At 66.5% G+C, this 20086-nt stretch carries 17 protein-coding genes and 2 tRNA genes; 13 read left to right on the plus strand and 6 right to left on the minus strand.

Features of this window, described 5'->3' with window-relative positions:
• Nucleotides 1–20 precede the first annotated feature (20 nt).
• Genes VE759_RS06080 through VE759_RS06090 form a run of 3 tightly spaced genes read left to right on the plus strand, consistent with a single transcriptional unit; the run spans nt 21 to nt 5949 of the window.
• Nucleotides 21–4883, plus strand: coding sequence for an NAD-glutamate dehydrogenase (locus tag VE759_RS06080; protein WP_324929206.1), 4863 nt, complete (start codon nt 21–23; stop codon nt 4881–4883).
• Nucleotides 4880–5293 carry a thioesterase family protein gene (locus VE759_RS06085; RefSeq protein ID WP_324929208.1) on the plus strand — a complete coding sequence of 138 codons (414 nt, stop codon included), beginning with the start codon at nt 4880–4882 and terminating at the stop codon, nt 5291–5293. The genes VE759_RS06080 and VE759_RS06085 overlap by 4 nt, the downstream gene beginning before the upstream one ends.
• Complete coding sequence (locus VE759_RS06090) at nt 5290–5949, plus strand: hypothetical protein (protein ID WP_324929210.1); 660 nt, start codon at nt 5290–5292, stop codon at nt 5947–5949. The genes VE759_RS06085 and VE759_RS06090 overlap by 4 nt, the downstream gene beginning before the upstream one ends.
• A 3-nt stretch (nt 5950–5952) precedes the next feature.
• On the opposite strand, the gene VE759_RS06095 is transcribed toward VE759_RS06090, so the two are convergent.
• A complete protein-coding gene (locus tag VE759_RS06095; RefSeq protein WP_324929212.1) occupies nt 5953–7524 on the minus strand; it encodes a glycoside hydrolase family 13 protein in 1572 nt (523 codons plus the stop codon).
• Nucleotides 7525–7527: 3 nt separating this feature from the next.
• The gene (locus tag VE759_RS06100) at nt 7528–7935 is read right to left on the minus strand and encodes a globin (RefSeq protein WP_324929214.1); all 408 of its coding nucleotides are present in this window, start codon (nt 7933–7935) and stop codon (nt 7528–7530) included.
• A gap of 105 nt (nt 7936–8040) precedes the next feature.
• Between VE759_RS06100 and VE759_RS06105 the strand changes: the two genes are divergently transcribed.
• From VE759_RS06105 to VE759_RS06125, 5 genes are all read left to right on the plus strand, one after another.
• A complete protein-coding gene (locus VE759_RS06105) occupies nt 8041–9201 on the plus strand; it encodes an NAD(P)/FAD-dependent oxidoreductase (RefSeq protein ID WP_324929216.1) in 1161 nt (386 codons plus the stop codon).
• A gap of 3 nt (nt 9202–9204) precedes the next feature.
• Nucleotides 9205–10125 (plus strand): RNA polymerase sigma-70 factor, encoded by a 921-nt coding sequence (locus VE759_RS06110; RefSeq protein WP_324929218.1) that lies wholly within the window; start codon nt 9205–9207, stop codon nt 10123–10125.
• A gap of 124 nt (nt 10126–10249) precedes the next feature.
• Nucleotides 10250–10897, plus strand: a complete 648-nt coding sequence (locus tag VE759_RS06115) for an HNH endonuclease (RefSeq protein ID WP_324929220.1) — start codon at nt 10250–10252, stop codon at nt 10895–10897.
• 69 nt (nt 10898–10966) lie between these two features.
• Nucleotides 10967–11191, plus strand: coding sequence for a hypothetical protein (locus tag VE759_RS06120; RefSeq protein ID WP_324929246.1), 225 nt, complete (start codon nt 10967–10969; stop codon nt 11189–11191).
• Nucleotides 11178–11645 carry a DUF5130 domain-containing protein gene (locus tag VE759_RS06125; RefSeq protein WP_324929222.1) on the plus strand — a complete coding sequence of 156 codons (468 nt, stop codon included), beginning with the start codon at nt 11178–11180 and terminating at the stop codon, nt 11643–11645. Before VE759_RS06120 ends, VE759_RS06125 begins: the two co-directional genes overlap by 14 nt.
• 82 nt (nt 11646–11727) lie before the next feature.
• On the opposite strand, the gene pepN is transcribed toward VE759_RS06125, so the two are convergent.
• Nucleotides 11728–14310: an aminopeptidase N gene (gene pepN, locus VE759_RS06130; protein WP_324929224.1), complete on the minus strand. Its 2583-nt coding sequence runs from the start codon at nt 14308–14310 to the stop codon at nt 11728–11730.
• 99 nt (nt 14311–14409) lie between these two features.
• Here pepN and VE759_RS06135 point away from each other — a divergent pair, with 99 nt between their 5' ends.
• The 3 genes from VE759_RS06135 to VE759_RS06145 are packed head-to-tail and all read left to right on the plus strand — an operon-like array spanning nt 14410 to nt 16348.
• Complete coding sequence (locus VE759_RS06135; protein ID WP_324929226.1) at nt 14410–15018, plus strand: DsbA family protein; 609 nt, start codon at nt 14410–14412, stop codon at nt 15016–15018.
• Between the two features lie 44 nt (nt 15019–15062).
• Nucleotides 15063–15539 carry a ribose-5-phosphate isomerase gene (locus VE759_RS06140; RefSeq protein WP_324929229.1) on the plus strand — a complete coding sequence of 159 codons (477 nt, stop codon included), beginning with the start codon at nt 15063–15065 and terminating at the stop codon, nt 15537–15539.
• A 2-nt stretch (nt 15540–15541) separates the two neighbouring features.
• Nucleotides 15542–16348 carry an Fpg/Nei family DNA glycosylase gene (locus VE759_RS06145; protein WP_324929231.1) on the plus strand — a complete coding sequence of 269 codons (807 nt, stop codon included), beginning with the start codon at nt 15542–15544 and terminating at the stop codon, nt 16346–16348.
• A 79-nt stretch (nt 16349–16427) separates the two neighbouring features.
• Here VE759_RS06145 and VE759_RS06150 read toward each other — a convergent pair whose 3' ends face one another.
• From VE759_RS06150 to VE759_RS06160, 3 genes are all read right to left on the minus strand, one after another.
• Nucleotides 16428–17285: a DUF1542 domain-containing protein gene (locus tag VE759_RS06150; RefSeq protein ID WP_324929233.1), complete on the minus strand. Its 858-nt coding sequence runs from the start codon at nt 17283–17285 to the stop codon at nt 16428–16430.
• 57 nt (nt 17286–17342) lie between these two features.
• Complete coding sequence (locus tag VE759_RS06155) at nt 17343–18530, minus strand: serine hydrolase domain-containing protein (protein WP_324929235.1); 1188 nt, start codon at nt 18528–18530, stop codon at nt 17343–17345.
• Between the two features lie 25 nt (nt 18531–18555).
• Nucleotides 18556–18626, minus strand: a tRNA-Gly gene (locus VE759_RS06160).
• 120 nt (nt 18627–18746) lie between these two features.
• On the opposite strand from VE759_RS06160, the gene VE759_RS06165 reads away from it, so the two are divergent.
• Together VE759_RS06165 and tig are read left to right on the plus strand one after the other, a co-directional pair.
• Nucleotides 18747–18820, plus strand: a tRNA-Pro gene (locus VE759_RS06165).
• Between the two features lie 40 nt (nt 18821–18860).
• A partial coding sequence (gene tig / locus VE759_RS06170) for a trigger factor (protein WP_324929237.1) occupies nt 18861–20086 on the plus strand: 1226 nt, incomplete at its 3' end.

The raw sequence follows: 20086 nt of genomic DNA on the forward strand, positions 1-20086 counted from the left end.
TCTAGGCAGGAGCGATCCGCATGACGGTTAAACCCGCGGTCACCAGTTTCGACGGATCGGCCGAATGGGAAAACGTCGCCGAGGCAAGAGAAGCCTTCACTCAGGCCTACGTCGAAAACTATCGCGGTCCGCAGGGCGATGCACTGGCGCCACAGGACGCTGGAATGACCGGACCGGTCCAGATGCGTGCGCGACGCACCATGTCGCCGGAGCTGTTGGCCGCGCACCGCCGGCTGGGCCGCTGCCGGAAGCCCGGGACAACGAACATCGCCGGCTACGGCGAAGACGATCCAGGCGGCTTCGGGCCGGCCTTACAACTGGTCACCGACGAGGCACCGATGCAGATGGAGTCGGTGACGGTCCTGCTTTCCCGGTTCGGCCTGGCTTACCTGGGAATCATGAACCCGGTATTCCACGTGCACCGCAACGACGAGGGCGAGTTGCTGGACATCCGCCTGGCGAACCCCGGACAGGGTGGACTCGACGGGATCGCCGAGGAGTGGATTCACGTGCAGCTCGCCCCTGGCGTCGATCGCAGGGCCATCGCCGAAGCCCAACGGCTGCTGCCGTCCGTGCTCACCGACGCCCAACAGGTTGCCCGGGACACCGAAGCGATGCGGGCCGCGCTGTGGGGGCTGGCCGACGCGCTGGACTCGGCCACCTCGGCCCGATTCCAGGCCGCCGACCGCTACGAGGTCGCCCAGCTGCTGCGTTGGCTGCTGGACGGGCACTTCGTTCTCGTCGGCTGCCAACGCTGCGTGGTCTCCGACGGACGTGCAAGCCTCGACGAGTCGAGCCGGCTCGGTGTGCTACGCCGCCGTCAGGACTTCTTCCCGCCGCTGACCGAGTCCGACGACCTGCTAGTGCTGACACAGGCGACCACACCCAGCTATCTGCGGTACGGAGCGTACCCGTCCGTCCTCGTGGTCCGCGAAAACCTCGGCAACAAAGCCATCGAGCACCGCTTCGTCGGCATGTTCACGGTCGCGGCGATGAATGCGAACGTGTTGGAAATCCCGGTGATCTCTCGCCGGGTCAACGAAGCGCTGCGAATGTCCGGCCGGGACATGACCGGCCTGGCCGGCCAACTCCTGCTCGATGTGATCCAGACATTCCCGCGGTCGGAGCTGTTCGCGCTCGACGTCGACGAGATGCTCGCGATGGCCACCGAGGTTATCGACCTGGGTTCGCGCAGGCGCACGTTGTTGTTCCTGCGTGCCGACCAGCTGGGCCACTTCGTGTCCTGCCTGGTGTATCTGCCGCGTGATCGCTACACCACTGCGGTGCGGCTGACGATGCAGGACATCCTCGTCCGCGAGCTCGGCGGAACCAGCATCGACTACACCGCTCGCGTCAGCGAATCGCCTTGGGCAGTGGTGCATTTCACGGTGCGCTTGCCCGACGGCGGGAAATCCAGCGACACCTCCGACGACAACCGGCAACGGATTCAGGGGCTGCTCACCGAGGCGGCCCGCACTTGGGCTGACCGCCTGATCGGGGCCGTGCAGTCCGGAAGGATCGGCCAGCGCGAAGCCGAGCACTACGCCGCGGCGTTCCCGGAGGTCTACAAGCAGGCGGTCTCGCCGGTGGACGCGATCGCCGACATCGCGACCATTGAAGAGCTGGCCGATGATGCGGTCAAGCTCGTGCTCTCCGAGCGGGGTGACGACCGCGCGTCCCAGCTCACCTGGTTTCTCGGCGGTCGGTCTGCTTCGCTGAGCCTTCTGCTTCCAATGCTGCACTCGATGGGCGTCGACGTGCTCGAGGAGCGGCCATTCACGGTTCGCCGTCCCGACGGGATGGCGGTGTGGATCTATCAGTTCAAGATTTCGCCGCACCCGACGATTCCGGTGGTAACCAGCGGGCCGGAACGCGACAAAATGGCGCAACGCTTCGCCGACGCGGTGACCGCAATCTGGCACGGCCAAACCGAAATCGACCGCTTCAACGAGCTTGTGCTGCGTGCCGGGCTGACGTGGCGGCAGGTGATCGTGGTCAGGGCGTACGCGAAATATCTGCGGCAGGCCGCTTTTCCGTACAGTCAGGCGCACATCGAGTCTGTCGTCAACGAGAATCCGCGCACCGTTAAGGCATTGGTGGGGTTGTTCGAGGCCTTGTTCGAACCCGCTGCGGAGGGATCGGCTAAGAAGCGCGATGCCCAGGCCGCCGCCAAGGCAGTGGCCAAGGACATCGACGCGCTGGTCAGCCTCGACACCGACCGGGTCCTTCGGGCGTTCGCGTCGATGATACAAGCCACGCTGCGCACCAATTACTTTGTCACACGCGAGGGTTCGGCTCGGCAGCAGGAAGTGCTGTCGTTGAAGCTGAATCCACAGCTGATCGACGAGGTGCCGCAACCGAGGCCGAGGTTCGAAATCTTCGTTCACTCGCCGCGGGTCGAAGGCGTGCACCTCCGGTTCGGTCATGTCGCTCGCGGCGGCCTGCGCTGGTCGGACCGGCGCGAAGACTTCCGAACCGAGATCCTGGGCCTGGTCAAGGCGCAGGCGGTCAAGAACGCGGTGATCGTCCCGGTCGGGGCGAAGGGCGGATTCGTGGTCAAGCAGCCACCGATCACAGGCGGCGACGCCGCCGCCGACCGCGATGCGCAGCGCAATGAAGGCGTCGCGTGCTACAAGCTGTTCATCGGCGGCCTGCTCGACGTCACCGACAACATCGACCGCGCAAGCGGAAAGGTCATTACACCCGACCGCGTGGTGCGCCGCGACGACGACGACGCGTATCTGGTTGTGGCTGCCGACAAGGGCACCGCGACGTTCTCCGACATCGCCAACGACGTCGCCAAGTCCTACCGGTTCTGGCTCGGCGACGCGTTCGCCTCGGGCGGCTCGGTCGGCTACGACCACAAGGCCATGGGCATCACCGCCAAGGGCACCTGGGAAAGCGTCAAACGGCACTTCCGCGAGATGGGCGTCGACACGCAAACTCAGGACTTCACCGTCGTCGGCATCGGCGACATGAGCGGTGACGTGTTCGGCAACGGCATGCTGCTGACTCGGCACATCCGGCTGATCGCAGCATTCGACCACCGGCACGTGTTCCTCGATCCGGATCCCGACGCGGCCAGGTCATGGGAGGAGCGGAAACGGCTGTTCGAACAGCCCCGGTCCAGCTGGGAGGACTACGACGAGTCGCTGATCAGCCAGGGCGGTGGGGTGCACAGCCGCGAACACAAGTCGATTCCGGTGAGCCCGCAGGTCCGCGAGGCGTTGCGGCTGCCCGAAGACCTGACCGAGATGACGCCGCCGGAGTTGATTCGCGCGATTCTGTGCGCGCCGGTGGATCTGCTGTTCAACGGCGGCATCGGCACCTACGTCAAGGCCGAGTCGGAATCCAACTCCGACGTCGGCGACCGGTCCAACGACGTGGTCCGGGTGAACGGAAACCAGGTGCGCGCGAAGGTGATCGGTGAAGGTGGCAACCTCGGTGTGACACAGCTCGGCCGCATCGAATACAACCGGTCCGGCGGCCGAATCAACACCGACGCGCTGGACAACTCTGCCGGCGTGGATTGCTCTGACCACGAGGTCAACATCAAGATTCTGGTCGATTCGCTGGTCACCGGCGACAAGGTCGATGCCGACGAGCGCACCAAGCTGCTGGAGTCAATGACCGATGAGGTCGAGCGACTCGTGCTGGAGGACAACGCCGGACAGAACGACCTGATGGGCACCAGTCGTGCGAACGCCGCCAGCTTGCTGACCGTGCATGCCCGCCAGATCAAGGACCTGGTCGAGGACCGCCGGCTGAACCGCGAACTCGAAAGACTGCCGTCGGACAAGGAGATCCGGCGGCGCCTCGAGCAGGGGATCGGCCTGACGTCACCAGAGCTGGCCACGCTGATGGCACATGTCAAACTGGCGCTGAAGGACGACGTGCTCGACAGTGACCTACCCGACCAGGACGTGTACGCGTCCCCGCTGCCGCGTTATTTTCCCGCGCAGCTGCGCGACAACTTCGTCGACGCCATCAAGAGTCACCAGCTGCGCCGCGAGATCGTCACAACCATGTTGGTCAACAACCTGATCGACTGCGGCGGAATCACATTCGCGTACCGGGTGCAGGAGGACGCCGGGGTTGGGCCGATCGACGCGGTGCGCACCTTCGTCGCCACCGACGCGATCTTCGGGATCACCAACACATGGCGGCGAATTCGCGAACTAGGGGAGCGGGGTGCCATCTCGGTACACGTGTCCGACCGAATGACACTGAACCTGCGCCGGCTGCTGGACCGCGCCGCGCGGTGGTTGGTCAACTACCGTCCGCAGCCACTGGCGGTCGGTGCCGAGATCAATCGGTTCGGCGCCAAAGTCGGCGAACTTGCCCCGCGTATCACCCAGTGGCTGCGCGGCAGCGACCGCGAGATCGTCCTAAGCGTGGCCAACGAATTCGTCTCGCACGGTGTCACCGAGGACCTCGCCGGCCGGGTCGCGGCTTCGCTGTACAGCTACAGCCTGCTCGACATCATCGACATAGCCGATATCACCGACCGCGACCCGAACGAGGTCGCCGACACGTATTACGCGCTGATGGGCAGCCTGGGTATCGACGGCCTACTCACGGCGGTATCGGAGCTGCCCCGCGGCGACCGGTGGCATGCTTTGGCGCGGTTGGCGATTCGCGACGACATCTATGCCGGGCTGCGCGCGCTGTGCATGGATGTGCTGGCCGTTGGTGAGGCCGACGAGAGTGCCGAAGAGAAGATCGAGGAATGGGAGCACATGGGCGGGTCGCGCATGGGACGGGCCCGTCGCACGCTGACCGAGATCTATCAAAACGACGAGCGTGACTTGGCCATCCTCTCGGTGGCGGCGCGTCAGATCCGCGCGATGACCCGTGCCAGCGGCAGGGGACCGACCGGGTGACACAAGGGTTTGTCACACCGGTGCAGGTGCGCTGGTCTGACATCGACATGTACCAGCACATCAACCACGCCACCATGGTCACCATCCTCGAAGAGGCCCGAATCCCGTTCCTGCGTGAGCCGTTCGGCGCAGTAATCACCACCATCGGCCTACTGATTGCCGAGGTGAAGATCGGCTACAAGGGACAATTACGGCTCGTCGACTCGCCGCTGCAGGTGACGATTTGGGTGAATCGGCTGCGCGCGGTGGACTTCACCCTCGGCTACGAGGTGCGGTCGGTAAATGCCGCACCCGACTCGAGGCCGTCGGTGATCGCCGAAACCCAGCTAGCCGCGGTTCACATCAAGGAGCAGCGACTGCAGCGGCTTTCGCCCCAGCAGCAGGAGTATCTGCAAAGCTGGATGCGATGAACGCCACCCTGGAACGCGGCTTGTGGCTCACCGACGCCGCGCACCGCGAAGACCTCGCCACATTCGTGGACCGCGCGCAACGTCTCGACGACGCCGCGGTGATCAGGCTACGGGCGCGATCTGAAGGACTGGTGGTGGCATGGGTGGCAACAGGATTCGACGTGCTGGCGAGCAGGGTGGTCGCGGGGATGGTGCGTCCCGCCGATAGCTGCGCCGGCGCCGACGAGCTCTCCCGCGGGCTGGCGGCGATGGACCGCACCGGCCACGTCGACCCTGGCTTTCCGATGGACTCTGCGTGGCGCAGTGCGCTGCCGCCGGATTCGGGGTTCACCCATCTCGACGACGTCCCGGCGCGGGTGATGCTCGATCTCGCACAGCGCGGCGGCGAGCTTGCCAAACAGCACGGCTCGGCGCACGGACCGCCGGTGTCGCTATTGGACCAGGAGGTGGTCCGGGTCAGCGGCGCGGACGTCACCGTCGGTATTCCGATGCGTTGCGTATTCGCGCTCACAGCAATGGGTTTTCTTCCGCCGGACCCAGACACTGTGGCCGCCGACGAGATCGTGCGGGTGCGCGTGCTGCCGACCTGGCTACGCGTCGACGCCCGTTTCGGGTCGGTGTTCCGCCGCCGCGGCGAGCCGCTGAAGCTGTGGTAGGGACTAGACGAGCCAGGCCGCGGCGTCCGGCGGCAGCTGACGGTCGCGCACCGGTGCGCTGGCCAGCAGCACCTCGCCGGCCGGCAACGCAATCGCCGCACGTCCGGCGTTGAGCACGCACACCAGCCCGCCAGTGACCCGGAATGCCAGCGCGTCGACGTGCACGTCCAGCCAGTCGAGCTCGGTGCCGATGAATTCACTTCGGCCAGCGCGCAATTCGAGTGCACGGCGATAGAACGACAACGTCGAATCGGGCCGCTGGAGCTGGTGCTGCACCGTCAACTGCACCCACTCCGGCGGAATCGGCAGCCACGTGTCGGGGTTGGCCGAGAACCCGAACGGGGGAGTGTCGCCGTCCCACGGCATCGGCACCCGGCAGGCGTCGCGGCCGCGTCTTTTGTGACCCGAGCGTTCCCAGACCGGATCCTGCAATGCCTCGTCGGGCAGCTCCACGTTCGGCAGCCCCAGCTCTTCGCCGTTGTATATGAACACCGCCCCGGGCAGCGCCAGCATCACCAGCGCCATCGCCCGCGCCCGCGCCAGTCCCATCTCACCGCCGCCGTAGCGGGTGACTTCTCGCTCCGCATCGTGGTTGGCCAGCGTCCACGTCGGTGTGGCAGCCTCGATCGCCGCCGCGGCCACGGTGTTCGCTATCGCATCGCGGATCTCGGCTGCGTCGAATTCCGCTTTGAGCAGCCGGAAATTGAAGCCAAGGTGTAGTTCGTCGGGGCGCAGATATTCGGCCCAGCGGTGGTTGTCGTACACCCACACCTCGCCGATGGATACCGCCTGCGGGTAGTCGTTCAGCACCGACCGGATCTGGCGGTGGATGAGGTGCACGTTGTCGTGGTTGAACCGCGGGTCATCGTCCATGTCGACGAGCATCAGTTCCCTGCCGGTGATTTCCATGTCGGGCAGGCCGGGCGGTTTGGCCATGCCGTGTGCCACGTCGAAGCGAAACCCATCCACGCCGCGGTCGAGCCAAAATCGCAGCGTCTTCTCCAAGTCCTCGAAAACCTCGCGGTTATCCCAGTTGAGGTCGGGCTGCTCGGCGTCGAACAGATGCAGGTACCACTGGCCGGGGTTGCCGTCCGGCTCGGTGACCCGCGTCCACGCCGGCCCGCCGAAGACCGACACCCAGTTGTTGGGTGGATGCATGCCGCCCTGGCCGGTTCCGTCGCGGAAGATGTAGCGCGCGCGTTGATCGCTGCCGGGCCCGGTGGCCAGCGCGGCCTGAAACCAGGGATGCTCGGAGCTGGTGTGATTGGGAACCAGGTCCATCGTCACCTTGATGCCGCGCCGGTGTGCCGCCTCGATGAGCCGCTCCAGCGCCGCCATTCCGCCGAACAGCGGATCGACGTCGCGGGGATCGGCCACGTCGTAGCCGTGATCGGCCATCGGCGAGACGGTGACCGGGTTGATCCAAATCGCGTCGATGCCGAGCAGGCTCAGATAGTCGAGGTGCGCGACCACGCCGTCGAGGTCGCCGACGCCATCACCATTGCTGTCGGCGAACGAGCGCGGATAGACCTGGTAGAACACCGCGCGCGACCACCATGGGCTGGAATCGGTCATGGCTTAGAACGGCGAGTTGACCATGGAGTGCGCGGCCATCTCCAGGTAGGCCAGCAATTCCTGGCGGCGCTCTTGGTCGAGGGTCTCGGAGTCGATCTCGCCGACCGCGATATGCATGTTCCGTAGCCACGCGTCGCGCTCGAACGGCCCGATCCGGAACGGGCTGTGGCGCATCCGCAGCCTCGGATGGCCGCGCTGCTCGGAGTAGCTGCGCGGGCCGCCCCAATATTGCTCGAGGAACATCCGCAGCCGGTGCTCGGCGGCGTCCAGCTCGTCCTCGGGGTACAGGGGACGCAATATCTCGTCCTCACGCACCAGCTGGTAGAACCGCGAAACGATCTTGTGGAAGGTGGCGTGGCCGCCTACCGCGTCATAGAACGACTGCTGCTCGACTTGGTCCATCGACTCCATTGTGGTGCATCGGCTTGACCTCCTCTGAGCTGGGCGATGTCACGAATCGCCCACTCGGTCCCGTTTCTTCTGCGAATCAGCAACCACACGAGAAAGGCAAGACCGATGACCGAGATCGTCATCCTGGGCGCTGGCTACACCGGTATGACGGCGGCGCTGGGAGTGGCCCGGCGCACACGCCGCCGCGAGGACGTGCGCATTCGGCTCGTCAACCCACAGACGCGATTCACCGAGCGGCTGCGCCTGCACCAGATCGCGTCGGGCCAGACGCTTGCCGACCTGCAGATCCCCGACATGCTCGAAGGCACCGGCGTTGAATTGGTGCAGGGATGGGTTACCGCGATCGACGCCGAGGCGCACACGGTTCGCATCGACGACGAGCAGACCCTGCACTACGACACGCTGGTCTACGCGCTGGGTGCGGCCGCGGACACGACGGCCGTTCCCGGGGCCGACCAGCATGCGTTCACGCTGGACAGCATGCGCGACGCCAAACTGCTCGCGGCGACGCTGCGCCGTACCGATACGGGCACCGTCGCGGTGATCGGCGGAGGTCTCACCGGTGTCGAGTCGTCCGCCGAAATCGCCGAGCAGCATCCGCGGCTGCAGGTCATGCTGCTCAGCCGTGGCAGGGTCGCCCCGATGATGGGCGACAAGGCACGGGCCCGGTTGCTCGCCGGGCTGGACCGCCTCGGCGTGCAGGTGCGTGAGTTCGCCGACGTGATCAAGGTGCAGCCGGATGCGGTGGAACTGGTCGGCGGCGAACGCATTGAGACGGCTGCCGTGCTGTGGACGGCCGGCGTCCGGGTGCCGCCGCTGGCCGCGCGCGGCGGCCTGGCAACCGACGACCGTGGCCGCATCATCACCGACCCGACGCTGCGGTCCGTCTCGCATCCAGACGTCTGGGCCGTCGGCGACGCCGCGGCTGTGCACCAGAGCTACGGCGTCATGCACGGCACCTGCCAGGGTGGAATCCCGACCGCCGCTCATGCCGCGGCGTCCATCGCGCGGACCCTGAAAGCCAAGCAGCCCAAACCATTTCGTTTCGGATATGTACACCAGCCGGTGAGCCTGGGCCGCCACGACGCGGTCATCCAGTTCACCCACCCGGACGACACGCCGAACCGGTTCCGGCTGACAGGTCGCTGGGCCACGGCGTACAAGGAAACCGTGAGCAGCAGCCCCTGGCCGACGTTCCGGCTACTGAAGGTGTTCGCCCCCGCGGTGCCGTGGCGCCGCGGCGGTCGGACGAACAGGGTCGGGTGAGCGATGCCCGCCGGTCAAATCGATCAAGACGTGTTCGACCGTCACCGCGGCCTGATGTTCGCGGTCGCATACCGGCTTCTCGGCAGCGCGGCTGACGCCGAGGACGTCATCCAGGACGCCTGGTTCAAGTGGTCAGCAGTCGACCGACAAGGTGTGGCTGAGCCGAAGGCGTACCTGGCCCGCATCGTTTCAAATCTCGCACTTGACCGGCTGCGCTCGGCGCAGCACCGGCGCGAGACCTATGTTGGGCCCTGGCTTCCCGAGCCCATCCTGACCGAAGGTGACGCCGCCGACGACGTCGAGGTCGCCGAATCAGTGTCGATGGCGATGCTCGTGGTGCTGGAAAGTCTCAGTCCGCTGGAGCGCGCGGTGTTCGTGCTCAAGGAGGTGTTCGACTTCTCCTACGCCGAGATCGGCGCGGCCGTCGGCCGGTCGGAGGCGACAGTCCGACAGGCGGCCCGCCGCGCCCGGGCGAACGTCGAGGCGCGTCGGCCGCGGTTCGCCGCCGACCGCGCCACGACACGTGAGGTCACCGAGCGGTTCCATGCCGCGGCCACCGGGGCGGACATCAATGAACTCATGGAACTGCTCGCGCCGGACGTGACGCTGTGGACCGACGGCGGCGGCAAGGTGCGGCAGGCCATGCGTCCGATCCAGGGCGCCGGGAAGGTCGCCGCGTGGTTCGCCGGCACGGTGCGGCGCCCCTACGAGGGCGTCGAATTGGTGGACATGACCATGAGCGTCGCCGAGATCAACGGCGCGCCGGGCGTCCTGATCACGGGTGCGGGCCGGCTGATAGGTGCGCTGACCATCGAACTGGACGCCGACAACCGGATCACGGCCATCCACGTCGTCGCGAACCCCGATAAGCTGCGCGACATCGGCGCCGGGCGCCGCCACGACATCGCCGCACACCGCAGGTGATAGCGTCACACGGTCGGCGAGATCGCCGCGGCGTCACCCGATGTTCACCGGTTGACCTGGTAACACGGACAGAATTGTCGTGCGATCGACTCGCATACATGGTGGACTGTTCGGCGGAGGTCTCATGGCGCAGCGCAGGAAAAGCCGCGGCCACCGTCATCACGGTGCTGCGGCGGGCCGAGTCGGCCCGGCGGGTGACCCCGTACTGCACAGCGTCGAGACCCATCCCCCCAGCACGTCACACGACGGCTCAATCTGGGGCCGCCGCCGCGTGCTGCTGCTGAACTCCACCTACGAGCCGCTGACCGCGCTGCCGATGCGGCGGGCCGTGGTGATGCTGCTGTGCGGCAAGGCCGACGTCGTGCACGACGACCCGGCCGGCCCGGTCATCCATTCGGCCACCCGGGCCATCGTCGTGCCGTCGGTGATCAGGTTGCGGTCCTACGTGCGGGTCCCATACCGGGCTCGCATTCCTATGACGCGCGCGGCGTTGATGCATCGCGACCGCTTCCGCTGCGCGTACTGCGGGGCCAAGGCCGACACCGTCGACCATGTGGTGCCCCGTAGCCGCGGCGGCGACCACTCCTGGGAGAACTGCGTGGCGTCCTGCTCGACCTGCAATCATCGCAAGGCCGACAGGCTGTTGCACGAGCTCGGCTGGACGCTGCGCGCGGTGCCGGTGCCGCCGAAGGGCCAGCACTGGCGGTTGCTGTCGTCCGTCAAGGAACTCGACCCGGCGTGGGTCCGATACCTGGGTGAGGGCGCCGCGTAACCGAGGCCTTTGGCTGTTCGCGCCCGCGCTCATCGCTGTCGTGCTGATACGGTTTGCGTCGTGAGCATTCTGGAGGTGCACGCCCTTTTCGTGGGGATTCCGCTGTTGCTGGTGGCGGTGCTGGCCGCGCTGATCTGGTCGCGCAAGGGTCCGCACCCGGCGACGTACGAGATGTCTGACCCGTGGACGCACACGCCGATCCTGTGGGCGGCCGTCGACGAGCCGCTCGGCGAGCCGCACGGCCGTGGCCATGTCATGTTCAGCGTGGGGGGTGGCGCCAGTGGCAAGTGGTGAAGTCGCCACCGTCGAGCCTGCCGAACTGCCCGTCGGTTGGGTGGTCACATCGAGCGGACGGCTCTCGGGGGTAACCCAGCCCGGCGAGGTGTCGGTGCACTACCCGTTCCCGACGATGGACCTGGTCACCCTCGACGATGCGCTGACCTACGGCACGCGCGCGTCCAAGGCCCGGTTCGCCGTTTACATCGGATGGCTCGGCGAGGACACCGCCGCCCGCGCACGTGAGATCCTGCGCGATGTGCCCACCCCCAACGACGCGGTGCTGCTCGCCGTGTCACCGACTCAGCATGCGATCGAGGTGGTCTACGGCGGAGGCGTAAAGGGCCGCGGCGCCGAGTCGGCCGCACCGCTCGGTGTGGCCGCCGCCGCCGCGGCGTTCAAGGAGGGCAACCTCATCGACGGACTCGTCAGCGCGGTGCGTGTGATGTCCGCCGCCATTTCGCCGCCCTGATCCTTGCGCGAGCGTGCGTGTCGTGCCGGCAACAAGCCGGCGCGGCCGGCCTGCCCCGCACTCGCGCTCGAGCAGTTGACGGTTACCCGGCGTCGACGGTTCGGGCCTTCAACGCCCGCTCCACCCCGGCGCGGCCTTCGATGACCAGTCGCCGCAGGGGCGCAGGCATCTCGCCGGCGAGGAACTCGTCGGCGGCGTCGAGGCCGCCTTGGCTGATGTCCCACGACGGGTAGAGGCCGACCACCACCGTCTGCGCGACCTCGCTGGAGCGCCGCTCCCAAACGCCGGGAATTGCATTGAAGTACTTCTTCGTGTACGGCTTGAGCAACTCGGCCTGGCCGGGTGCGGCAAAGCCCTGAATGATCGCGCGGCCGACGATGTTTGGCAAGGTATCGTCCTCGATCACCTCAACCCAGGCCTGCTCCTTGACCTCGGGCTGCGGCCGCGCCGCCGACGCCTGCCTGCCGTGGCGCTTGCCGGCCGCCGTCGGGTCACGCTGCACTTCTGCGTCGATGAACGGTGTCCGGGGCCCGTCGCTGTCGATGACGCCCGACCTGGCCAGCGCAGTGACGATGCGCCATCGCAGATCCGTGTCCACCACCAGGCCGGCCATCCCCCGCTCGGCGGGATCGGTGTCCAGCAGCGCCGAAAGTACCTCGACGTGACGCATTTTCAGCACCGAAGCGCACAGCGCGTTGACATACGCCAACTGGTGATCCGACGCCGGCTCGGCGCCGCGGGCCAACTCCAACAACCGGTCGGCAAATTCCGGCCATCCGTGTTCACACGCCCACCCAGGCTCGGCATACGAGTTGAGCGCCGTCTGTGCCTGCATCAAAAGACGCTGCGCCACACCGACTTCGGTCTCGGCATGCACGCCCGCGCAGACCAGAGTCACGAAGTCCCGTGCCTTCAGCTCGGCTTCACGAGTCATCTCCCACGCCGCCGACCATACCAGCGTGCGCGGCAGCGGCTCGGCGACGTCGGCGATTCTGCTCAGCGCCGTCCGCAGCGACTCATCGTCCAGCCGCACCGCGCAGTACGTCAGGTCGTCGTCGTTGACCAGGATCAACTTTCCTCGCGAAACACCTCGCAACGCAGGCACTTCGGTGATCTCGCCCTCGGCGTCGAGTTCCTGGCGGTGCACGCGCACCAGCTTGCCGGAGCCGTCGTCGTCGTAGATGCCGACAGCCAGCCGGTGCACCCGTGTCTCGCCCGCGCCGGGCGCGGCACCGCTTTGACGGATCGCGAAGCGGATGAACCGGCGGTCGCCGTCGAGATCGAACTCGGCGCGCAACGTGTTGAGCCCGGTCGTTTTTAGCCATTGCCGGCCCCAGTCCGACAGGTCACGGCCCGACGCCTTCTCCAGTGCCTTGGTCAGGTCGTCGTAGGTCGCGTTGTCAAATGCGTGGTCGCGGAAGTAATCCCGCAGACCGGCGAGGAAATTCTCCAGACCGACGTAGGCCACCAGCTGTTTGAGCACACTGGCGCCCTTGGCGTAGGTGATGCCGTCAAAGTTGACCTCGACGGCGGCTAAATCCGGGATGTCGGCGGCGATCGGGTGCGTCGACGGCAACTGGTCCTGCCGGTAGGCCCACGATTTCTCGACGTTCGCGAACGTCGTCCACGCCTCGGTGAATTCGGTTGCCTCGCTCTGGCACAGCACCGACGCGAACGTCGCAAACGATTCGTTCAGCCACAAGTCGTCCCACCAGCGCATGGTGACCAGGTCGCCGAACCACATGTGCGCCATCTCGTGCAGCACCGTCTCGGCGCGGCGCTCATAGGACGCTCGGGTGACCTTGCTGCGGAAGACGTAGTCTTCCAAGAAGGTAACGGCGCCGGCATTCTCCATCGCTCCAGCGTTGAATTCCGGGACGAACAGCTGGTCGTATTTGCCGAACACGTAAGGCGTGCCAAAGTTCTTGTGGTAGAAGCCAAATCCCTGTTTCGTCTGCGTGAACAGCCGCTCGGCATCCATGTGCTGGGCCAGCGACGTCCGGCAGTACAGGCCGAGGGGGATCTCGCCGTGTTTGTCGGTGTACGTGTCGTGCCAACGGGCGTACGGGCCGGCGACCAGCGCGACCAGATATGTGCTCATGCGCGGTGTGGTCGCGAACGTGTGCACCTTCGCGTTGTCAGCCTGGTCGATACTCGCCGGCGCACCGTTGGACACCACGTGCCAATGCGTGGGCGCGGTGACGATTAGGTCGAAGGTCGCCTTCAGGTCCGGCTGGTCGAAGCAGGCGAACATGCGCTTTGCGTCGGCCGTTTCGAACTGGGAGTACAGGTATACCTCGTCGTCGACCGGGTCGACGAAGCGGTGCAGGCCCTCGCCGGTATTGGAGTAGCGGCAGTCGGCGTCGACGATGACGACGTTGCGCTTGGCTACACCCCTGAGCGGGATACCCGTCGACTCGTCGTAACCCGACGCGTCGATTTCGATGCCGTTCAGTGTCGCGCTGCGGACGGTGCCGGCCGCGATGTCAAGCACGGTGTCGGCGCCGGCCACCGCGTCGAAGGTGACGGTCGTCACCGAGCGGAAGGTCTGTTCACCGGGTGCGCCGCTTCCGTTTGTCAGGTCGAGCTCTACGCGGTAGTTGTCGACGGTAATGAGCGCGGCGCGCTCGACGGCCTGGTCGCGAGTTAGATTTGGGAGTACCACAGATACCAACTTATAGGCGCTTATCGGCGGCCGGGATTACTAGCCTGGGGCAAGTAGTTGTGCTGCACGGAACACTGTCACACCGCGAGAGGACTGCACATGCCCGAGAAGTCTGTGGCCGATTTCTGGTTCGATCCGCTGTGCCCGTGGTGCTGGATCACCTCGCGGTGGATTCTCGAGGTTGAGAAGGTGCGCGACATCGAGGCCAACTTCCATGTGATGAGCCTGGCCGTGCTCAACGAGCACAAGGATGTCCCAGAGGACTACCGCGAGGGGATGAAGAAGGCCTGGGGTCCGGTGCGGGTGGCGATCGCCGCCGAGCAGAGCCGGGGCCCGGAGGTGCTGCCGCCGCTGTACACGGCGATGGGCACGCGCATCCACAATCAGGGCAACAAGGACCTGGACGTTGTCGTGAAGGAGTCGCTGGAGGAGCTCGGCTTGCCAGCCGAGCTTGCCGAGGCGGCCAACACCGACAAGTACGACGAGGCCCTGCGCAAGAGCCACCACGCGGGCATGGACGCCGTTGGCGATGACGTCGGTACTCCCACCATCCACGTCAACGGTGTCTCATTCTTCGGACCGGTGTTGTCGCGGATCCCGCGCGGCGAGCAGGCCGGCAAGCTGTGGGACGCGTCGGTGACGTTTGCGTCCTACCCGCACTTCTTCGAACTCAAGCGGACCCGCACCGAGGGTCCCGAGTTCGACTGATTGGGCTGCCGACCTGATCGACGGCCTCTGACAGAATGGCCGCCATGCGCGTATACCTCGGCTCCGACCACGCCGGATTCGAACTCAAGCAGCACATCATCGAGCACCTCAAGGAGTCCGGCCGTGAGCCGATCGACTGCGGCGCGCTCACCTATGACGCCGACGACGATTACCCCGCCTTCTGTATTTCGGCGGCACTGCACACCGTTGGCGACCCCGACAGCCTCGGGATCGTGATAGGCGGCTCTGGAAACGGCGAGCAGATCGCGGCCAACAAGGTGCCCGGTGCCCGATGCGCATTGGGTTGGAACACCGAGACCGCGTCACTGGCCCGCGAACACAACAACGCCCAGTTGATCGGGATCGGCGCTCGCATGCACACCACTCCGCAGGCGCTGGCCATCGTCGACGCATTCCTGTCCACGCCGTGGTCGAAAGCCGAACGACACCAACGTCGTATCGACATCTTGGCCGAATACGAACGCACGCACGTCGCCCCGCCCGTGCCGGGCGCCAAGTAGGCGTGCCAGAAGGGCATACGCTGCACCGGCTGGCCCGGCTGCATCAGCGCCGCTTCGGCGGACACCCGGTGGCGGTGACAAGTCCGCAGGGCAGGTTTGCCGACGGCGCGGCAAGGGTCGACGGCCGGGTGCTGCGACGGACCAGCGCATGGGGTAAGCACCTTTTTCACCATTACGCGGGTGGCCTGTCCGTGCACGTGCATCTCGGCCTGATCGGCGCATTCAGCGAGTTCGTGGTGGCGACCGACGAAGACCTGCCGCGGCCGGTTGGCCAAGTGCGGATGCGCATGGTGGGCGCCGCATTCGGTACGGATCTGCGCGGCCCGATGGCATGCGAGGTGGTCGACGACGTCCAGGTTGCCGAGACAATCGCTAAGCTCGGACCCGATCCGCTGCGCCGCGACGCTGATCCGGCCAAGGCGTGGGCTCGAATCACCAAATCGCATCGGCCGATTGGCGGTCTGTTGATTGACCAGGCCGTCATTGCCGGCGTCGGCAACGTGTATCGCAGCGAGCTTTTGTTCCGTCATCGCATCGACCCGTACCGGCCCGGGACGGTCGTCAGCGCCGACGAATTCGACGAGGCATGGGCCGATCTGGTGCAGCTGATGCGTATCGGGTTGCGGCGCGGAAGCATTCACACCGTGCCGCCCGAGCACGACCGCGGCGCGCCGTCGTATCGGCCGGGACGTCCCCGCACCTATGTGTACCGCCGCGCCGGCGAGTCGTGCCGGGTGTGCGGGACCTCCGTGCGCACGGCCGAACTGGAAGGCCGCAACGTGTTCTGGTGCCCGACTTGCCAGGTGTGAGGCGTTTCGGGCGGGGCACTTAGCGCACGCTTTTCAGCGAAGGGCGGGTAATGAGCGGACGTTCGGCGCTAGCAAGGCATCAGAAGTCGCCACCGCCGAAGTCTCCGCCGCCGAAGTCTCCGCCCCCGAAGTCTCCGCCCCCGAAGTCGGCCCCGAAGTCTCCGCCCCCGAAGTCGGCCCCGCCTCCGTCCCAGCCGCCCGCATCGGCACCTCCGCCGTCCCAGCCGCCGGCGTCCTGGGCCCCTGCGGCGTCGTAGCCCGCGTCGTACCCGCCGTCGAAGCCTTGGCCGTAACCACTTTCGAAACCGGATGCGCCGTAGCCGACGCCGTGCATGCCCGAAAACAGCGCGTCGAACAGCAGCACCGATCCGAGGCCCCACGCCCCGCCGATGAGGGCCGGCTTCCACCACGGCTCGGAGTACCAGCCGGCGGGCACCGGCCGTCCGGCGACGCGGCCGCCGGGGTAGTAGTTCGGGGTGTGCTCCGACGGGTTTGGCGAGGCCTCGATCTCGCGGCCGTCGACCGACACGCGCCGGTCCTCGGTCACCGTGCCGGCCGATCGCTGCCCGGCCAATGTCTCAAGCTCCGGTCCGGGGTCCATGCCCATCGCCGACCGCGCCGCCCGCACGTAGTACAGGCCCTCGACCGCGCTCTCCTTCGCCAGCTGCGCCTGCCGGACCGTGGTGGCCTGATCGATCTGCGACGAGGCCGCGGTGAAGCGTTCCGAGGCGTCGGCCAACGCTTGCTTGGACGCCTCATTGTTGCCGGTGAGGCCGAGCACCTGCCCGCCGAGGCGTTCAATCACGCGGCGGGCGTCGGCCTTGGCGTCGTCCAGCGACGCGGCGGCGCGTCTTCCGGATGCGCGCGACGAGCTGTAAATGGCCAGGCCGATGGCCACGACGACAACGAGAATGAGGACCACCAGCACGGCGTTCATGGCGTCAAGCGTACCGATCCTGCGAGCCGCCGAATCGGCGTCTAACAGGCGCGCAAGTCAGTCCGACGTCACCCCGAGCGCGGCGTACACCTCGTCGCTCAGCGCGACGCTGCGCGGGTCGGCGTTGGCCTTGGTGGCGTCGAACTGGTTCATCACGTACGAGTAGCCGATGCGGTGCTCCAGGTCGACGAACGCGAACGATCCGCCCGACCCGCCGTGCCCGAAAATCTTCGGGTTGGGGCCCGCGACGCGGCGCTGGTTGAGCATGTAGCCCAGGCCCCAGCCGTGATCGGCCACCCTCGGGCCGAGCACCACGTCGACCTCGAAGCCGCCTTGCGAAACCCGGCACTTTTCCATGTGGTCGCGGGTCAGCAACTTCTCCTGTGCTATCGCGTTATAGAACGTCGCCATGCCCAGTGCCGTTACGTGCGCGTTGGTGCTCGGGAACTCGGCCGTGCGCCAGATGTCGAGTGCGTTGGAGCCCAACTCGTCGTCGGGCACAAACCCCAGCGCGACCGACAGCCCTGCCAACGGATGCTCGCCCAGACAGGTGGGATGTCCGGGCGCGGCGGCCAGCACGTCGCGGATGTGCGGCTTGTTGACCATCTCGGCGCAGCGATCGTGTTCGGCGGCGGGCAACCCGATGTGCACGTCGATGCCGAGCGGCTCGGCGATCTCGCTGCGCAAAAACTGGCCGATGCTGCGGCCAGTGACTCGGCGCACGACCTCGCCGAGAATGAAGCCGAACGTCACCAGGTGGTAGCCCTGAGCGGTGCCTGGTTCCCACCACGGCTCGGCGGCGGCGATCTTTTCGCAGACGAGGTCCCAGTCAGACACCGCTTCGGGCGCCAGCCGCTGCTGCGGGCCGATCACCCCGGAGCGGTGACCCATCACGGTGGCGATGCTGATGGATTCCTTTCCGGCCTGGCCGAATTCCGGCCAGTAGGTCGCGACCGGCGCGTGCAAATCGATCTCACCGCGGTCGGCCAGCAGGTGCACGCAGGTGCTCGTCAGGCCCTTCGACCCGGAAAAGACGCTGGCGAGCGTGTTCTCCTGCCACGGCTTGGTGCGCGCTGCGTCGGCCCATCCGCCGCACAGGTTCACGACGAGATCGCCGTCGACCCACACCGCCACCGCGGCGCCGACCTCGTTGCGCTCGGTGAAATTCCGCTCGAAGGCGGTGCGTACTGTTTCAAACTCCGGGTCGCACGACCCGCTGATACTCACTTCCGAGTTGTCGCTCAACGACCCTCCTGACGAAGTTCCATCGAGCGGGCGACGGGAATCGAACCCGCGTTGCTAGTTTGGAAGACTAGGGCTCTACCACTGAGCTACGCCCGCAAGTTCACAGGGCACTGTACGGCGCGCTGGGCATGGAAGCCAACCGGTCGCGGACCGCCGAAATCCAATTGAGGCTTTCTTCTGGCCAGAACGTAGTATCGCCTGGTCGCCCGAATGCGACGGGGTGTAGCGCAGCTTGGTAGCGCATCCGCTTTGGGAGCGGAAGGCCGCAGGTTCAAATCCTGTCACCCCGACTCACAGCGGTTTGAAAGATTGAGACCAAGGAGCACAGCCGTGAAGAGCACCGTGGAGCAGCTGAGCCCGACCCGGGTTCGCATCAATGTGGAGGTGCCGTTCACCGAGCTTCAACCAGACTTCGACCGCACCTACAAGGAGCTGGCCAAGCAGGTGCGGTTGCCCGGATTCCGCCCCGGCAAGGCACCCGCCAAACTGCTCGAGGCACGCATCGGTCGCGGCGCGGTGCTGGAGCAGGTGGTCAACGACGCGCTGCCGAGCCGCTACAGCCAGGCCGTAGCGACAACGGAAGTGCGGCCGCTCGGTCAGCCCGACATCGAAATCACCAAGATGGAGGACGGCGACGAGCTGGTCTTCACCGCCGAGGTTGACGTCCGACCCGAGATCACGCTGCCCGATCTGGGCGATCTGACGATCACCGTTGACCCGATCTCGGTCACCGACGAGGAGGTCGACGCCGAACTGCAGTCGCTGCGCGCCCGGTTCGGCACGCTGACCGGTGTCGAACGTCCGGCACAGGATGGCGACTTCGTCTCTATCGACCTGTCGGCGTCGGTCGACGGCAAGGACGTGCCCGAGGCCACGACCGACGGCCTGTCGCACGAGGTGGGCTCCGGTCAGCTGATCGACGGTCTCGACGCGGCGATCGTCGGACTGTCGGCCGGTGAAAGCCGCGTGTTCACCACCACGCTCGCCGCCGGGGCGCACGCCGGCCAAGAGGCGCAAGTGACCGTCACCGTGAACTCGGTCAAGGAGCGTGAGCTTCCCGAGCCCGACGACGAATTTGCCCAACTGGCAAGCGAATTCGACACCATCGACGAACTCAAGGCGAGCCTTGCCGATCAGGTGCGCCGGCTGAAGCGGGTTCAGCAAGCCGAGCAGATCCGCGATGCCGCGCTGGACAAGTTGCTCGAGCAGGTTGAGGTTCCCTTGCCAGAGGCGATCGTTCAGTCGCAGGTCGACGACACGCTGTCCAACGCAATCCACGGCCTCGACCACGACGAGACCCGATTCGCCGAGGCGCTGGAGGCCCAGGGCAGCAGCCGAGAGGAGTTCGACGCGGACGCGCGCAATAACGCCGAGAAGGCCGTCAAGGCTCAGCTGCTCGTCGACGCGATCGCCGACGAGCTCAACATTCAGGTCGGCCAGGACGACTTGACCGAGCGGCTGGTCGTGCAGTCGCGGCAGTACGGCATCGAGCCGCAGCAGCTGCTGCAGTACCTGCAGGAGAACAACCAGCTGCCGGCGATGTTCGCCGACGTGCG

Source organism: Mycobacterium sp., from assembly GCF_035640695.1.
GTDB lineage: Bacteria > Actinomycetota > Actinomycetes > Mycobacteriales > Mycobacteriaceae > Mycobacterium.

What these genes read in the sequence shown, in the direction of transcription:
- VE759_RS06080 (WP_324929206.1), top strand. Translation starts at nt 21, where the DNA reads ATGACGGTTAAACCCGCGGTCACCAGTTTCGACGGATCGGCCGAATGG.
- VE759_RS06090 (WP_324929210.1), top strand. Translation starts at nt 5,290, where the DNA reads ATGAACGCCACCCTGGAACGCGGCTTGTGGCTCACCGACGCCGCGCAC.
- VE759_RS06095 (WP_324929212.1), bottom strand. Translation starts at nt 7,524, where the DNA reads ATGACCGATTCCAGCCCATGGTGGTCGCGCGCGGTGTTCTACCAGGTC.
- VE759_RS06100 (WP_324929214.1), bottom strand. Translation starts at nt 7,935, where the DNA reads ATGGAGTCGATGGACCAAGTCGAGCAGCAGTCGTTCTATGACGCGGTA.
- VE759_RS06105 (WP_324929216.1), top strand. Translation starts at nt 8,041, where the DNA reads ATGACCGAGATCGTCATCCTGGGCGCTGGCTACACCGGTATGACGGCG.
- VE759_RS06110 (WP_324929218.1), top strand. Translation starts at nt 9,205, where the DNA reads ATGCCCGCCGGTCAAATCGATCAAGACGTGTTCGACCGTCACCGCGGC.
- VE759_RS06115 (WP_324929220.1), top strand. Translation starts at nt 10,250, where the DNA reads ATGGCGCAGCGCAGGAAAAGCCGCGGCCACCGTCATCACGGTGCTGCG.
- VE759_RS06135 (WP_324929226.1), top strand. Translation starts at nt 14,410, where the DNA reads ATGCCCGAGAAGTCTGTGGCCGATTTCTGGTTCGATCCGCTGTGCCCG.
- VE759_RS06140 (WP_324929229.1), top strand. Translation starts at nt 15,063, where the DNA reads ATGCGCGTATACCTCGGCTCCGACCACGCCGGATTCGAACTCAAGCAG.
- VE759_RS06150 (WP_324929233.1), bottom strand. Translation starts at nt 17,285, where the DNA reads ATGAACGCCGTGCTGGTGGTCCTCATTCTCGTTGTCGTCGTGGCCATC.